Annotated in this window: 15 protein-coding genes and 1 pseudogene; 10 read left to right on the forward strand and 6 right to left on the reverse strand. The window is 68.8% G+C overall.

Going from position 1 to position 14,696, the window contains the following annotated elements; translation table 11 throughout:
• The 5 genes and pseudogenes from ABD256_RS44425 to efeU all read right to left on the reverse strand — a co-directional run.
• A pseudogene (locus ABD256_RS44425) lies at positions 1-159 on the reverse strand (IS30 family transposase); the annotation flags it as partial.
• A gap of 205 nt (positions 160-364) precedes the next feature.
• Positions 365-1,432, reverse strand: a complete 1,068-nt coding sequence (locus tag ABD256_RS18715) for an LLM class flavin-dependent oxidoreductase (RefSeq protein ID WP_344419938.1) — start codon at positions 1,430-1,432, stop codon at positions 365-367.
• Between the two features lie 55 nt (positions 1,433-1,487).
• Complete coding sequence (efeB, locus tag ABD256_RS18720; protein WP_344419941.1) at positions 1,488-2,729, reverse strand: iron uptake transporter deferrochelatase/peroxidase subunit; 1,242 nt, start codon at positions 2,727-2,729, stop codon at positions 1,488-1,490.
• Positions 2,726-3,847: an iron uptake system protein EfeO gene (efeO, locus tag ABD256_RS18725; RefSeq protein WP_344419944.1), complete on the reverse strand. Its 1,122-nt coding sequence runs from the start codon at positions 3,845-3,847 to the stop codon at positions 2,726-2,728. Before efeO ends, efeB begins: the two co-directional genes overlap by 4 nt.
• A gap of 4 nt (positions 3,848-3,851) precedes the next feature.
• Complete coding sequence (gene efeU / locus ABD256_RS18730) at positions 3,852-4,694, reverse strand: iron uptake transporter permease EfeU (protein WP_344419946.1); 843 nt, start codon at positions 4,692-4,694, stop codon at positions 3,852-3,854.
• A gap of 201 nt (positions 4,695-4,895) precedes the next feature.
• On the opposite strand from efeU, the gene ABD256_RS18735 reads away from it, so the two are divergent.
• The 3 genes from ABD256_RS18735 to ABD256_RS18745 are packed head-to-tail and all read left to right on the forward strand — an operon-like array spanning position 4,896 to position 6,552.
• Positions 4,896-5,759, forward strand: coding sequence for a lysozyme family protein (locus ABD256_RS18735; protein ID WP_344419949.1), 864 nt, complete (start codon positions 4,896-4,898; stop codon positions 5,757-5,759).
• Positions 5,760-5,775: 16 nt separating this feature from the next.
• Positions 5,776-6,348, forward strand: coding sequence for a helix-turn-helix domain-containing protein (locus ABD256_RS18740; protein WP_344419952.1), 573 nt, complete (start codon positions 5,776-5,778; stop codon positions 6,346-6,348).
• Positions 6,349-6,381: 33 nt separating this feature from the next.
• A complete protein-coding gene (locus ABD256_RS18745; protein WP_344419955.1) occupies positions 6,382-6,552 on the forward strand; it encodes a hypothetical protein in 171 nt (56 codons plus the stop codon).
• Positions 6,553-6,652: 100 nt separating this feature from the next.
• Here the strand turns inward: ABD256_RS18745 and ABD256_RS18750 are convergent, their stop codons facing one another.
• Positions 6,653-7,051 carry a tetratricopeptide repeat protein gene (locus ABD256_RS18750; protein WP_344419958.1) on the reverse strand — a complete coding sequence of 133 codons (399 nt, stop codon included), beginning with the start codon at positions 7,049-7,051 and terminating at the stop codon, positions 6,653-6,655.
• A 143-nt stretch (positions 7,052-7,194) separates the two neighbouring features.
• On the opposite strand from ABD256_RS18750, the gene ABD256_RS18755 reads away from it, so the two are divergent.
• The 7 genes from ABD256_RS18755 to ABD256_RS18785 all read left to right on the forward strand — a co-directional run bounded on the left by ABD256_RS18755 (position 7,195) and on the right by ABD256_RS18785 (position 14,612).
• Entirely contained in the window at positions 7,195-7,671 is a 477-nt protein-coding gene (locus tag ABD256_RS18755) for a VOC family protein (RefSeq protein ID WP_344420506.1), read from the forward strand.
• A 100-nt stretch (positions 7,672-7,771) separates the two neighbouring features.
• On the forward strand, positions 7,772-9,058 hold the full coding sequence (gene eno, locus ABD256_RS18760; protein WP_344419961.1) for a phosphopyruvate hydratase: 1,287 nt from the start codon (positions 7,772-7,774) through the stop codon (positions 9,056-9,058).
• 25 nt (positions 9,059-9,083) lie between these two features.
• Positions 9,084-9,602, forward strand: coding sequence for an FtsB family cell division protein (locus ABD256_RS18765; RefSeq protein ID WP_344419964.1), 519 nt, complete (start codon positions 9,084-9,086; stop codon positions 9,600-9,602).
• A gap of 290 nt (positions 9,603-9,892) precedes the next feature.
• Positions 9,893-10,366, forward strand: a complete 474-nt coding sequence (locus ABD256_RS18770) for a DUF501 domain-containing protein (RefSeq protein WP_425546475.1) — start codon at positions 9,893-9,895, stop codon at positions 10,364-10,366.
• 240 nt (positions 10,367-10,606) lie between these two features.
• Entirely contained in the window at positions 10,607-11,755 is a 1,149-nt protein-coding gene (locus tag ABD256_RS18775) for a lytic transglycosylase domain-containing protein (RefSeq protein WP_344419970.1), read from the forward strand.
• A 29-nt stretch (positions 11,756-11,784) separates the two neighbouring features.
• Positions 11,785-12,741 carry a Ppx/GppA phosphatase family protein gene (locus tag ABD256_RS18780; RefSeq protein WP_344419973.1) on the forward strand — a complete coding sequence of 319 codons (957 nt, stop codon included), beginning with the start codon at positions 11,785-11,787 and terminating at the stop codon, positions 12,739-12,741.
• A 263-nt stretch (positions 12,742-13,004) separates the two neighbouring features.
• On the forward strand, positions 13,005-14,612 hold the full coding sequence (locus tag ABD256_RS18785) for a peptide ABC transporter substrate-binding protein (protein WP_344419977.1): 1,608 nt from the start codon (positions 13,005-13,007) through the stop codon (positions 14,610-14,612).
• Positions 14,613-14,696 lie beyond the last annotated feature (84 nt).

Genomic DNA, 14,696 nt, shown 5'->3' on the forward strand with positions numbered 1-14,696 from the left:
CGCGTTACCGATCACCCCACCAGCATCGGCGAACCACCGCCGCCCCGTCTGATGCGACACACCCGCCGCCCGTGAGGCAGGTTTCACAGCCACCCCCGCCCGCACCCACTCCCAAAACCTCACCTGCACACCACGCGGCAACCGCGCCCGAACCACCATCACAACCTCCGATCACAACCGGTGTTGCAACGACCCCATGAACCCAAGGCCCCTTCGGGGCACCTCGCTTTTGACCTCTACAGGAGCATCCTTCGAGGCATGAGGCCGTCGCCCGCGAGGGGAACTTTTGGGGCGTCTAAGTCCCTGAAGGTGACCTTCGGGGACGAGAAAGTGCCCCCGTATCCGAGGGTAGCGCGGTGGGGTGTCAGAAAGGGCGGGCTGGGGAGAGGGCGCGCACGCGGGGGATCACTTCTTCGGCGAAGCGGCGCATTTCCCGTTCGAACGGCTGGAACTGCAGCATGAAGGTTTCGATGCCGAGGTCCGCCCAGTCCCTGATCCGCCGCGCGACCGTGTCGTAGCTGCCGACCAGTCCCGCGGCCGTGCCGCCGTTGGTGCCGATGTGCGGGTACTTCGTGAAGGTCTGGAACATCACCGCCTTCGGGTCCGCGTCGGCGACCAGGCGTTCCCAGCGCGCCTTTCCGGCTTCGGCGAGTTCCCACAACGAAGCCAATTCGGCCTCCGCCGCCTCGTCGGTTTCCCGCGCAACGGGGAAAGCGGACAGTCCAAAGCGGACTGGAGCGCCTTCGCGGGGCCGTGCCGCCACATCGGAAATCAGCCTGCTCACCTCGTCGCGCGGCTGGCCGTTGATGAACCACACGTCCGCCTTGTCCGCGACGAGCGCGCGGGCCGGATCGGACTCGCCGCCGACGTAGATCGTGGGGCGTTCGCGGTGCGCGTCGATCGGGCGGAGCTGGTAGTCCGAAACCTGGAAGTACTTGCCCTGAAACGAAGTCCGCTCGCCGTTGAGCAACGAGCGCACCACGCTGATCCATTCGCGGCCGTAGGCGTACCGCTCGTCGTGCTCGGCGAAGGCGATGCCCGCGCGCTCCAGTTCCGGCTTGAACCAGGCGTTCACCAGGTTCAGCCCGAACCGGCCGCCGCTGATCTCCTCGATCTGCAGAGCCTGCTTGGCCAGCACGACCGGGTGCACCAGGTACGGCTTGATCGCGGCGATGATCTCGATCTTCTCGGTCAGCGCCGCGAGCGCCGCCGCCGAGGTCCAGGTTTCGAGCTGGTCCAGCTCATCGCCGAACGGGTTCACGACGTGCTGCGCGATCAGGGTCGAGTCGAAGCCGAGCCGGTCCGCTTCGACGACCAGTTCGCGGTTGCGGGCCCACGACGCGTCGACGGGATCTTCGGGATGGTCGAACGGACCCCACGAGCCGTACACGACCGTCCAGACGCCGAACCGGGGATGCGCGACAGCAGTCATGCCGATGACCATGCGACACGCGCCGTACCCGGTCAACGATGTCCAGTAGGTGAACTCAGAACAACCCGTCGCCCCAGTAACCGCCTTCGCGCACACCGGGCGGCACCGCGAAGATCGCCGAACCGGTGTGCTGCACGTACTCCATCATCGCGTCCTTCGAGGACAGCGCGTTCTGCATCGGGATGAACTGCTTGCGCGGATCGCGGTTGAACGCGATGAAGAACAGCCCCGCTTCGAGGTGCCCGACCCCGTCGGAACCGTCGACGAAGTTGTAGCCTCGGCGCAGGATCTTCGCCCCGTTCAGCGTTTCCGACGAGGCGAGGCGGATGTGCGCGTCCTCGGCGACCGCCGGCACCCCGCCCTCGCCACGCACGTGCAGGTCCACCTGGTCGAACTCCTGTGCCTGCCCGAGCGGCGCGCCGGTGCCCTTGGTGCGGCCGATGATCTGCTCCTGGCCCTGCAGGGTTTCCCGGTCCCACGTCTCGATGTGCATCCGGATCCGCCGCGCGACCAGGTACGAGCCGCCCGCCATCCACCGCTGCCCGTCCGCTTCGGTCGCCCACACCTGGTCGCGTACCAGGTCCGCGTCCTCGGCCTTGACGTTGTTGGTGCCGTCCTTGAACCCGAACAGGTTCCGCGGCGTCATCTGTGTCCGCGACGTCGACGAACTGCGCCCGAAGCCGAGCTGCGACCAGCGGACCTCGGTCACGCCGAAGCCGAGCCGCACCAGGTTCCGCACCGCGTGCACGGCCACCTGCGGGTCGTTCGCGCAGGCCTGGATGCACAGATCGCCGCCGCTGCGCGCCGGGTCGAGCTTGTCCTTGGGGAACACGGGGAGGTCCACGAGTGCGGCTGGACGTTTTCCCGCCAGGCCGAACCGGCCGTCGAACAGGCTCGGCCCGAACCCGATCGTCAGCGTCAGCGACGACGCGGGCAGATCGAGCGCCTCCCCGGTGTCACCGGGCGGGGCCGCCGCGGCACCGCTGACCGCGCCACCTGGCGTCACCTCCTGGCCCGCGGTCATCCGCCGCGCCGCGTCGGTCCAGGTGTGCAGCAGCTTCGCGAGTTTCGCTCTGTCCTTTGTGGTCACATCCAGCGCGGCGAAGTGCAGGTTCTCCTGGGTCGGCGTGACGATGCCCGCCTGGTGCTCGCCGTGGAACCCGACGAGATCGGTCGCCGCGTGCGCGGGCGCGTCCTGCCCGAACCGGTCGATGCCGACCCCCGCCGCCACGCCAGCACCGGCGAGCGCGACACCCGCTCCGGTCATGCCCAGCACACGACGCCGCGAAACCGTCATTTCGACACGACCTCCGCGACCTTGCTCAACGGCTCGCTCAGCGAATCGACCGCCGAGGCGAATTCCTTGATCTGGTCCTGGGAAAGCGCGGTGTAGAGCTTGAACACGTCACCCTGGCGCTGCTTGGCGAGCAGGCCGCCCACGTTCGCGAACTCCTTGTCCAAAGTAGACAGCAAGGCCGGATCGCGTTCCTGCACGACGGGGCGCAGCGCCGCGATCGCCGCCTTCGAACCGTCCACATTGGCCTGGAAATCGGAGAGGTCGGTGTGCGAGAACGCCTCTTCCTCGCCGGTGATCTTCCCGGTCGCGACCTCGTCGAGCAGCCCCTTCGCGCCGTTCGCGAGGTCCACAGCGGACAGTTGCAGCGTCTTCGACTTGTCCACGAGCGAGCGCACGTCGGTCATCAGCTTATCCGCGATCTGCCCGCTGTCGGCCTGCAGGCCGGAGACCCACAGGTCCTTTTCCAGCCGGTGGAACCCGGTGAACTGCTGGCCTGCCTCCAAATCGGCCTCGCGCGCGTCGATCTGCGGGTCGAGGTCGCCGAACTTCTCGGCCACCGGCTCGATCCGTTCGTAGTACACCCGGGTGCTGGCGTAACGGGTCTTCGCGTCGTCGACGTTGTGCGCCTTCATCGCGTCGACGAACTTCTGCGTTTCCTCCAGCAGCGCGGTGGATTGGTTCGCGACGTAGCCCGCGTAGCTCTTCGTCGCTTCGGCGAGCTTCGCGTTCGCGTCCGACTGCCGCTGTGCGCCGCCGGTGACGGTGAAGTCGCCGCGGATGCCGGCGCCGACCATGCCCGGCTTGCAGGCCGTCTGGTACTTGCCCGCGTCGGGCACCTCGACGATGAGCCTGCGGTTGAGACCCGGCGCGATGTTCTCCACCTCGCCCATGATCCGGTCGCCTTCGGCGTAGAGGTAGAACTCGGTGATCTTGGTGCCCTTGTTGGTGATCTCGAAGGTCACGTTGCCCGCGTCGGCGGTGGTCGCGGCGACCTTGCACGCGTCGTCGGCGGCTTCGACCGCGATCGGCCCGCCCGCGGCATCCTGCTTCTGCCCGTCGCAGGCGGCGACGGCCGCAAGGAGGCCGACTCCGGCGAGGACGAGGGGGATTCGGGACACGTGCTTACTCCTTAGTGCTCGCCGCGGCCGGTGCCGGGGCGCGTTTTCTGGTGGGGCGCAAGAAGAGCGGCAGCACGATCGCGACGTAGGCGACCCAGGCGACGGCCTGTAGCACCGTCGTCTGCTGCGAATAGTTGAAGATCCCCTTGAGCAGCACGCCGTACCAGCTCGTTTCCGGGATCGCGTTCGAGGCGTCGAAGGCGAGCGTGGTCAGGCCGGGCAGGAACGCGGCCTCCTGCAGGTCGTGCAGGCCGTAGCCGAGCACGCCCGCGGCGACGAACACCAGCAGCACGCCGGTGATCTTGAAGAACTTCCCGAGATCGAACCGGACGGCGCCGCGGTAGAGGAGGTAGGCCAGCGCCACCGCGACCAGGATTCCCACGGCGAACCCGATCAGCGGCTGGGTGGTGCCCTGCTGCGCGGTCTGGACGGTCGAATAGAAGAAGACCGCGGTTTCGAGTCCTTCGCGGCCGACGGCGAGGAAGGACAGCAGCAGCACGGCGAGCGGCCCGACGTCGAGCGCTTCGTCCATCTTGCCGCGCAGTTCCGCGGCGATCGTCCGCGCCGCCTTGCGCATCCAGAAGATCATCACGGTGACGAAGGCGACCGCGATGATCGACAGCCCGCCGCCGAGCAGTTCCTGGTGCTCGAAGCTGAGCTGCGCGGTGGTGTAGGTGAGGATCGCGCCGACCGCGACCGACAGCACCACCGCGGCGCCGATGCCAAGCCACACCCACCGCAGCGCGTGCCCGCGCTCGGTCTTGACCAGGAAGGCGACCAGGATGCTGACCACGAGTGCGGCTTCGAGGCCTTCGCGCAGGCCGATGAGCGCGCTCGACACCAGCACCGGGCACCTCCGAGTCCGCCGAATTCAACCTGTTGGTTTTAGGTAAGGCTCACCTGAAAGTCCAGTCACGCCGGGTGTTCGGCCCAATCGATCCGGGCATATCGGGCTGGTTAGGTTAGGGTAACCGCAGGTCGGCGCGCCGCGAACAGGTCGATAACGAATTGTGTGCTACCCGGCCCCCGGCACCAGTAACCTGGCCGGGTGGCCGAACCCGCCCCAGTGGACACCGATCCGGCACCATCGGCCCTGCCCCCGGGACATCTCCCGCCAAGGCCCCCGTACGTCGGCAGGCTCGCGCTGGCCGGCGGACTGGTCGTGACCGCGCTGATCCTGATCTTCACCGTCGGCATCGACCGGGGTGAGGAAGCCGCGGACGACGGGCCGCCGCCCCCGCCACCCGCGCTGCCGGTACCCGAGCTGAAGCCGCCGAAAGGCGCTGTCGCACCCCGTGCCGCGCTGGTCGCGCCCGTCGACCGGCCCAAGGCCTCGGACGAGGCGGCGCTCGACGAGTGGTCGAAGAAGGTCGCCAAGACCACGCAGATCTCGCACCGCACCCTCGCCGCCTACGGCCGAGCCGAGATGTGGATGCGCACCGAAGCGCCCGGCTGCAAGATCTCGTGGGGCACCGTCGCCGGTATCGGCCGCGTCGAATCGGCACACGGCAACTTCGCCGGCGCGGAGGTCGGCCCGGACGGGCGCGTGACGAAGCCGATCATCGGCCCGCCGCTCAACGGCGCGCCGGGGGTCAAGGCGATCAAGGACACCGAGCACGGCGTGCTCGACGGTGACACCGAATGGGACCGCGCCGTCGGGCCGCTGCAGTTCCTCCCGGTCACCTGGGGGAAGTGGTCCGTGCGCGCCAGCAGCGACGGCAAGCCCGCCGACCCGCAGAACGTCGACGACGCGGCGCTGACCGCGGCGCGGTACCTGTGCTCGGCAGGCGGCGACCTCGCCACCCCGGACGGCTGGTGGCGCGCCGTGCTCACCTACAACCAGTCGGTGTCCTACGCGCAGGACGTGTACAGCGGCGCCGAGGCGTACGCGCAGGCGAGCCTGCGGCCTTGAGGGCAAGCTTGCCGTCATGACGGACGTTGATCGGGTGCTGGACGGGGTCGGACCGCGGCTCAAGGCGCTGCGGAAGGATCGCGGCACCACGCTGTCCGCGTTGTCCGAGCGCACCGGGATCTCGGTGAGCACGTTGTCCCGCCTCGAATCGGGGCAGCGCAAGGCGACGCTCGAACTGCTGCTGAACCTCGCCGCCGCCTACCAGGTGCCGCTCGACGACCTCGTCGGCGCGCCGCCCGTCGGCGATCCGAGGGTCCGCTCCGAACCGCGCAAGATCGGCGACATGCTGGCGATCCCGCTGAGCCGTCAGCCGGGGCAGCCCCAGGCGTTCAAGCTCCTCGTCCCGCCTCGGCCGCTGCCGGAAAAGCTGGCGACGCACGAGGGGTACGAATGGCTCTACGTGCTGAGCGGGCGCCTGCGGCTCCTGCTCGGCGACGCGGACGTCCTGATGGGGCCGGGCGAGGCCGCCGAATTCGACACCAGGACCCCGCACTGGTTCGGCAGCGCCACCGAGCACCCCGTCGAACTGCTCGTGCTGTTCGGGAAGCAGGGTGAGCGCGCGCACCTGCGCGCGGCGGCGCGGAAGTGATTCGGCGCGGCCCGTCGCGGGTAGGCCGGGGGTATGGGCGAAGTCGAGAAACGCGCCGAGACCCGCGCGCACCTGCTGCCGGAGGAAGAGCGCGCCGACAGCGACGACCCGCGCGCGCAGGCGCGGGCGGTCCTGAAGGAATCCGAGGAGCGCACCGAGAAGCCGGAGCCGGAGCAGCGGCGCACCCCGGAAGAATCGGCCTGATTCTTGCGCGGGGGAGCCTTGCCGGGGCGGGCGCGCTGCCCCGAAGGTGCCCGTCAGGGACGGCTGCGCGAGGAAAATCGCGCCGTTTCGCGCGGGAAGATCAATCCTGCAGCGCGATCCGGGCGGTGACCTCGCCCAGCGCGTCCTGGTACTCGGGCGCCGGGTTCATCGCCGACGCCATCTTGAGCTGCGCGAGCGCCTCTACGAACCGGCCGAGCCGCTGCAGTGTCCTGCCCAGCACGAACCGGGCGTAGTGGTCGGAGGGGTCCAGCTCGATCACCCTGGTCAGCGCGCGCTCCGCGCGGTGCAGCTGAGCCGACTTGAAGTACGCGCGCCCGGCGAGGAGTTGCACGCTCGGCTTGTCCGGCTCCGCGTCGAGTACCGGTTTCAGGGCCTTCAACGCGTCGAGCGGGCGCGCCTTGAGCAGCGCCTCAGCTTGACGGAACGCCTGGAACCGGTCCTCGCTGGCATGATTGCCTGTCGGATCCTCGTCAGCCATGGTCCCTTCGACGTTACTCCGCCGCACCGACTTTCTCGACCATCGCGAGCCCTCATCCCGGGGTGCGGTCGCGGCCGCCGGAACCGGACATGATGCACTTGCTCGCCATGAGCGACGACGACCGCCGGGAGGAATCGCTCCCGATGGCACAGAGTGAGAACTCGCAGGACGAGACCGTGCAGGGGGACCCGCGCTACCTCGGACTCGCGCCCTACCTGTACTACGCCGACGCGACCGAGGCGCTGGAGTGGCTCGTGCGCGTGTTCGGGTTCACCGAGAAGGTGCGCTACGTGGATTCGGCCGGTGTCGTGTTCCAGGCGACGGTACTGGCGGGCGACGCCGAGATCCAGCTCGCCGGGGTGGGGTCCGAGTACTGGGAAGCCAAGGGCGTCGACGGCCCGGTCGGCCAGCTGAACATCGTCTACGTCGACGACGTGGACGCCCAGTACGAGAAGATCGGCGCGCTGCTGGAGGAGGTCTCGCAGCCGCAGGACCAGCCGTACGGCGCCAGGCTGTTCACGGTGCCCGACATCGGCGGCAACAGCTGGACCTTCTGGCAGCAGATGTCCGACCAGGTGGATCTGCCGTCCGGCTGGCAGGAGGTCCGCCCCGAATCGTGACGGAGGATCACCCGCCTCCGCGCGCGTGCCTCCAACGGGTGATACAGCGCTGCGGCTACGCTGGGCGGCGTCTTCGCAGGACAACCAACGAGGAGCAGGCGTGGCGGTCATCGAGCAGGTAGGCGCGCGCGAGATTCTGGATTCGCGTGGCAACCCGACCGTGGAAGTGGAGGTGGCCCTCGACGACGGCACGCTGGCGCGGGCCGCGGTCCCATCGGGGGCGTCGACCGGTGAGCACGAGGCCGTCGAGCTGCGCGACGGCGACCCGGCGCGCTACGGCGGCAAGGGCGTGGAGCGCGCGGTCGCCGCGGTGCTCGACGAGATCGGCCCCGAGCTGACCGGGATCGAGGCGGTCGACCAGCGGATCGTCGACCAGAAGCTGGTCGACCTCGACGGCACCCCGGACAAGTCCCGCCTCGGCGCCAACGCGCTGCTCGGGGTTTCGCTCGCGGTCGCCAAGGCCGCCGCGGACTCGGCCGAGCTGGAGCTGTTCCGCTACCTCGGCGGCCCGAACGCGCACGTGCTGCCGGTGCCGATGCTGAACATCCTCAACGGCGGTTCGCACGCGGACAGCAACGTCGACATCCAGGAGTTCATGATCGCGCCGATCGGTGCCGACTCCTTCCGCGAGGCGCTGCGCTGGGGCGCGGAGGTCTACCACTCGCTGAAGTCGGTGCTCAAGGGCCGCGGCCTGGCGACCGGCCTCGGTGACGAGGGCGGCTTCGCGCCGAACCTCGACAACAACCGCGAGGCGCTCGACCTGATCCTCAGCGCCATCGAGAAGGCGGGCTACGTGCCCGGCCGCGATGTCGCGCTCGCGCTCGACGTCGCCGCCACCGAGTTCTTCGCCGACGGCGCGTACACCTTCGAAGGCTCGAAGAAGAGCGCCGAGCAGCTCACCGCGTACTACACCGAGCTGGTGGACAACTACCCGCTCGTCTCGATCGAGGACCCGCTGGCCGAGGACGACTGGGACGGCTGGGTGCGGATGACCGCCGAGCTGGGCGAGCGCGTGCAGATCGTCGGCGACGACCTGTTCGTGACCAACCCGGACCGGCTCGAAGAGGGCATCAACCGCCGCGCGGCGAACGCGCTGCTGGTGAAGGTCAACCAGATCGGGACCCTCTCCGAGACGCTCGACGCGATCTCGCTCGCCACCTCGTACGGCTACAAGAGCATGATGAGCCACCGCTCCGGCGAGACCGAGGACACCACGATCGCCGATCTCGCGGTCGCCACCGGCGTCGGCCAGATCAAGACCGGCGCGCCGGCGCGCAGCGAGCGCGTGGCCAAGTACAACCAGCTCCTGCGGATCGAGGAAACCCTCGCCGACGCGGCGCGCTACGCCGGCGACCTCGCGTTCCCGAGGTTCACCCCCGAGGCCTGAGCGGCCCTGGAGGGGCGTTGACGCGATGACACAGCGAAGCAGGGACAGGGACCGCCGCGGCGCCAGGGCCGAGAGCTCGGCGGCGCGGCGGCCCGTCCGCGCCAGACGTGAGACGACGGGCAGGACCACGCTGCGCCGCGGGCTGAGCGCGAAACGCGCATCCGGTGCCGCGAAGGTGCTCGGGATGTCCAACACGCGGCGTGCCGCCGTCGTCGCCATCGTCGTGTGCGCGCTGGCGTTCACCATCGCGGTGCCGTTGCGGACGTACCTGACCCAGAAGTCCGAGGTCACCGTCCAGGAGCAGAAGCGGGCGGAGCTGCAGCAGGAGGTCGCGAACCTCCAGGCGCGGCAGAACCAGCTCCGCGACCCCGCCCAGATCGAGGCCGAGGCCCGCAAGCGCTTGCGCTACGTGATGCCGGGGGAGACGCCGTACATGGTCCAGCTCCCGGAGGACAAGGCGCAGCCGCAGGCGCCGCAGCCCGGACAGCAGCCCGCCCCGCAGGGCGCCTGGTACGAACGCCTCTGGCACAGCATCACCGGCTGATTCCCCCTTTTTTGATCCGTGAAGGCCACCATGACGGCACTGGACGCCGTCGTGGTGGCCTTCACGGCATGCGGCCCGCGGTGGGGGCGCGGTCCCGCCATGCCCCGAAGGTGACCTTCGCGGCGTCAGATTCCCCGAAGGCGACCTTCAGGGACCTGAACGCTCGCCGGGAGGGGACCTGAGCGCTCCCCGGTGGGGCGTGAGCGCTGCCGGAAGGGGCGGGGGCGCCGCCGGGGAAAGCCCGCCGCTTATTCTTGGGGACCGTGAACACCACTGGGCAGTACGAGGACGTGACCGAGGCCGACCGCGCGGTGATCGCGGAGCAGCTCGGCCGCCCGCCCCGCGCGCTGCGGGCGATCGCCGCGCGCTGCCCGAGCGGGCACCCCTCGGTGGTCCAGACCAGCCCGCGCCTGGAGGACGGCACGCCGTTCCCCACGCTGTACTACCTGACCTGCCCGCACCTCGCGTCCATGATCGGCGGGCTCGAAGCGTCCGGTCTGATGCGCGAAATGACCGAGCGCCTCGCCGTGGACGAGGAATTGGCGGCGGCGTACCGGCGCGCGCACGAGTCGTACCTCGCGGAGCGCGACGCGATCGACTCGCTCGGTCACGAGGTCACCGCGGGCGGAATGCCGGGGCGGGTGAAGTGCCTCCACGCGGTCGTCGCGCATTCGCTCGCGCGCGGTCCCGGGGTGAATCCGTTCGGTGACGAAACCCTTGTCCGGCTTCGGGAACTGGGCTGGCCGTCGGGCGGCTGCGCGTAACGCGCGACCCTGCCCGCACGGGTGAGGATCGGCCGTCCGGAGTAACGATCAAGACGGCTCCGCAGATACTGCGGCCAGACGGGTGAAATCCGAAACGGGCTGCTCGCGGATCCGGCAGGTGGGGGATGAAACCGATCCGGTACTGCGGCAGTCTCAATACCTGGCTTTCACATCGGGTGGATGACCATAGGGCGGGAACTGTGCCACCACTGGGCTGGCCGGTACGGGAGGGCTTGCGTTGTGCGCTTGCGGGTGTTGACGGGCAGAGTCGGGGGCGCGGCACGAAGAGTCGGCGCACGGCATCGGACGATCGTCGCGGTAGTGGGCGGCGCGCTGGCCGTGCTCCCCGCCGTGGCCGCGACGAACAGCACGGCCAGTTTCGTGAACATCTCGAGCACCGAGCACAGCCGTGACGCCGCGCTCGAAGGCGGCTACGACCCCGAGGCCGTCACCTTCGTCGGCGTGGACGGCAGCCTCCCGCAGGCGCCGAAGCCGATCCCGCTGCCCGCCTACGAACTTCCCAGCGGCCCGCTCGGCATCCCGGGCACCGCGCTCAAGGCGTACCACAACGCCGCCGACATGATGGCCAAGCTGCAGCCGAACTGCCACATCGACTGGGCGCTGATCGCCAGCATCGGCCGCATCGAGTCCAACCACGCGCGCGGCGGCTACGTCGACGCGAAGGGCAACACCCTCGAACCGATCCTCGGCCCGGTGCTCAACGGCGTCGGCGCGGTCGCCGCGATCCCGGACACCGACGGCGGCCGCTACGACAGCGACGTGGTGTGGGACCGCGCGGTCGGCCCGATGCAGTTCATCCCGGCCACCTGGTACGGCTACGCCTCCGACGGAAACGGCGACGGCGAGACGAACCCGAACAACATCTTCGACGCCTCGCTCGGCACCGCGCGCTACCTCTGCTCCGGCGGCCTCGACCTGGCGAACCCGGACAACCTGCGCACCGCGATCTACCGCTACAACAACTCCGACGCCTACGTGAACTCGGTGATCCTCTGGGCAGAGGGCTACCGCAAGGGCGTGGCGCCGCTGCCGGACAGCAAGGTCCCGGTCGGCGCGCCGGACGCGGCGGCCCAGCCGCCGCCGCCTCCCGTGCCGCCGCCACCGGCGCCGGTCACCCCGCCACCGCCGCCGGCCACGACACCCGGCGGTTCGGGCACCATCCCGCCGAGCCACACCGGCGGCCAGGGGACCAAGCCGACGAAGCCGACCACCTCGACTTCGCCGCCGCCGACCTGCACCACGAGCACATCACCGTCGCCGACGGCATCGCCGCCGACCACGGGACTGCCGCCGTGCGCCACCACCAGCACCTCGGCACCACCCACCGGCGGTACGTCCGGGAAGACCTCGGCGGCTTCGACGCGCTGACGGCCGGTGACGGTGGTTAGGGTGTCCCCATGCCTCGTGTCGCCGCCATCGACTGCGGAACCAACTCGATCCGCCTGCTCGTCGCCGAACTGACGGTGCGCCACGACGGCACCGCCGACCTGCGCGACCTGCACCGCGAAATGCGGATCGTGCGACTCGGCCAGGGCGTCGACGCCACCGGCAGGCTCGCGCCGGAAGCGCTCGAGCGCACCCGCGTGGCGCTGGCCGACTACACCGTGGCGGCACGGCGCAAAGGCGCCGAAAAGGTCAGAATGGTCGCGACGTCGGCGACCAGGGACGCGTCCAACCGGGACGATTTCTTCGCGATGACGCGGGAAGTGCTCGGCGTGGAAGCCGAAGTGATCTCCGGTGACGAGGAGGCGCGGCTTTCGTTCACCGGCGCGGTCGGCGAACAGGATCCCGACGACGGTCCTTTTCTCGTCGTCGACATCGGCGGCGGGTCGACGGAACTGGTGCTGGGCACCTGGGACGGGCAACGCGCCGAAGTGATCTCCGCACGCTCGGTCGACATCGGCTGCGTGCGGATCACCGAGCGCGCGTTGAAATCGGATCCGCCCGCCGCGGAAGAGATAGGTACCGCGACGGAAATCGCCGCCGAAGTACTGGCGGAAGCGTTCGCCGCGGTCGATGTCGGGAAGGCTCGCACCTTGATCGGCGTCGCGGGCACCGTCACCACGCTGTCCGCGGTGGCCCAGGAATTGCCGGAGTACGACTCCGAACGCACGCACCTTTCCCGCCTTTCGCGCGCGGATATCACGAGAGTGTCCGAAGCGCTCCTCAGCGTCGATCACGCTGCCCGCGCGGCGAATCCGGTGATCCACCCCGGCCGCGTCGACGTGATCGGCGGCGGTGCGGTGATCGTCAACGTGCTGACCGAAGAGCTCGCGCGACGCGGCGGTCCCGGCGAGCTCGTGGTGAGTGAGCACGACATCCTCGACGGCATCGCGCTGTCCTTGATCGGGTGATGAATTCGCGTCCCGCGAACCCGATCGAGGGACGCACGGTAAACGATCGGTAACCTGATGTGTGGCTTGGTGCTTTCGGGGGACTTGGCTACCTGCAAAAGTCCCGTTCCAGCAGCGCGTCTTTAGCTATCGTGATCCTTTCGCAATGGTTTACTCCTGTGATAATGCTTGCCACTACGGCTAGGTTCTTCTCACCTTCCGGGAAAGCCGTCGTTGCTTCCTGCGCGCGGCCCGGTCGAACGAAGTTGGAAGTTGGAGGGAATATGCGGCGATCGCGCTGGGTTCCGGCGGCCGTGCTGCTGACATCGGTGAGTCTGCTGGCTGCGTGCGGGGGCGGCGGTGACACCGGAAGCGGCAGTGACAAGGGCAATGCCGCGGTCACGGTGTACGGCACCGAACCGCAGAACGGCCTGTTGCCGTCGAACACGAACGAGATCGGTGGCACGAAGGCGCTCGAGCCGATGTTCACCAAGCTGGTGAGCTTCGATTCGCAGACGGGTGCACCGTCCAACGCGATGGCCGAGTCGATCGAGTCGTCGGACGCGAAGACCTACGACATCAAGCTCAAGAAGGGCTGGAAGTTCCACGACGGGACCGAGGTCAAGGCGAAGAACTTCGTCGACGCCTGGAACTGGGCGGCCAATGCCAAGAACGGCCAGCTCAACTCCGCCTTCTTCGAGCAGATCGAGGGCTTCGACGCGGTCAACCCCGGCAAGAACAAGACGCCGACCGCGGACAAGATGACCGGCCTGCAGCTCGTGAACGACTACGAGTTCAAGGCCGTGCTCAAGGCGCCGTTCTCGGTGTTCCCGACCAAGGTCGGCTACGACGCCTTCGCGCCGCTGCCCGACTCGTTCTTCACCGACCCGAAGGCGTTCACCGAGCACCCGATCGGCAACGGCCCGTTGAAGTTCGTCTCGCGCACGCCGAACGTGGACATCAAGCTGACCCGCTTCGATGACTACCAGGGCCAGGACAAGGTCAAGTTCAAGGACCTGACCATCAAGATCTACTCCAGCCAGGAGACGGCGTACCAGGACCTCAAGAGCGGTCGCCTCGACTTCATGGAGACGCTGCCGCCCTCGGCCGTCACCGGCGGGAAGTACAAGACCGAACTGGGCGAGAACCTGGTCGAGGGGCACCTGCTCGGCATCAGCACGATCGCGATCCCGTACTACGTGCCGGGGTACAACAACATCCACCTGCGCAAGGCCGTCTCGATGGCGATCAACCGCGAGCAGATCGTGCAGACCGTCATGAACGACACCTACACCCCGGCCGACAGCTGGGTCTCGCACGGCATCGAGGGCTACCGCCCCGGCGTCTGTGGTGAGGCGTGCAAGTACGACCCGGTCAAGGCGAAGGCGGAGCTGGCGCAGTCCGGGTTCACCGGCAAGCTGACCATCACCTCCAACGCCGACGGTGGCCGCAAGGAGCCGCTGGTCGCGGCGTGCAACAGCATCAAGAACGCGCTCGGCATCGAGTGCGACTTCGTGCCAGCCACGAACTTCGGCCAGTACCGCGGCATCGTCGTCGGCAAGCAGCTCACCGGGATGGGCCGGTCGGACTGGTCGGCGGACTACCCCTCGATCGAGGACTTCCTGAACCCGATCTACAAGACCGACGCCGGTTCGAACGACTCGGCCTACTCCAGCCCGGTCACCGACGAGCTGCTCACGAAGGCCGACGGCACGGCGGACAAGGCGGCGGCGATCAAGGCGTACCAGGCGGCGGAGGACCAGGTCGCGAAGGACCTGCCGCAGATCCCGGTGTGGGACGAGAAGGGCGTCGCGGCGAAGTCGAAGCGGCTGAAGGTGGCCAAACTCGACTTCCGGCGCATTCCCGACTACCCGTCGATTGAAGTGGGCTAGTAACCACCCGTGTTAGCGCACTGATCTAATGGTTCCGGCTCCCCCCGACCGGGGGAGCCGGAACCTTCCCACCACTAGGAATTC

The sequence above is a fragment of the Amycolatopsis minnesotensis genome (assembly GCF_039529815.1).
GTDB classification, from domain to species: Bacteria; Actinomycetota; Actinomycetes; order Mycobacteriales; family Pseudonocardiaceae; genus Amycolatopsis; species Amycolatopsis minnesotensis.

Bases quoted from the DNA above. Each gene is read 5' to 3' on its own strand.
- ABD256_RS18755 (WP_344420506.1), top strand. From the start codon at position 7,195: ATGGCACAGAGTGAGAACTCGCAGGACGAGACCGTGCAGGGGGACCCG.
- ABD256_RS18715 (WP_344419938.1), bottom strand. From the start codon at position 1,432: ATGACTGCTGTCGCGCATCCCCGGTTCGGCGTCTGGACGGTCGTGTAC.
- efeB (WP_344419941.1), bottom strand. From the start codon at position 2,729: ATGACGGTTTCGCGGCGTCGTGTGCTGGGCATGACCGGAGCGGGTGTC.
- ABD256_RS18740 (WP_344419952.1), top strand. From the start codon at position 5,776: ATGACGGACGTTGATCGGGTGCTGGACGGGGTCGGACCGCGGCTCAAG.
- ABD256_RS18765 (WP_344419964.1), top strand. From the start codon at position 9,084: ATGACACAGCGAAGCAGGGACAGGGACCGCCGCGGCGCCAGGGCCGAG.
- ABD256_RS18745 (WP_344419955.1), top strand. From the start codon at position 6,382: ATGGGCGAAGTCGAGAAACGCGCCGAGACCCGCGCGCACCTGCTGCCG.
- ABD256_RS18785 (WP_344419977.1), top strand. From the start codon at position 13,005: ATGCGGCGATCGCGCTGGGTTCCGGCGGCCGTGCTGCTGACATCGGTG.
- ABD256_RS18780 (WP_344419973.1), top strand. From the start codon at position 11,785: ATGCCTCGTGTCGCCGCCATCGACTGCGGAACCAACTCGATCCGCCTG.
- ABD256_RS18750 (WP_344419958.1), bottom strand. From the start codon at position 7,051: ATGGCTGACGAGGATCCGACAGGCAATCATGCCAGCGAGGACCGGTTC.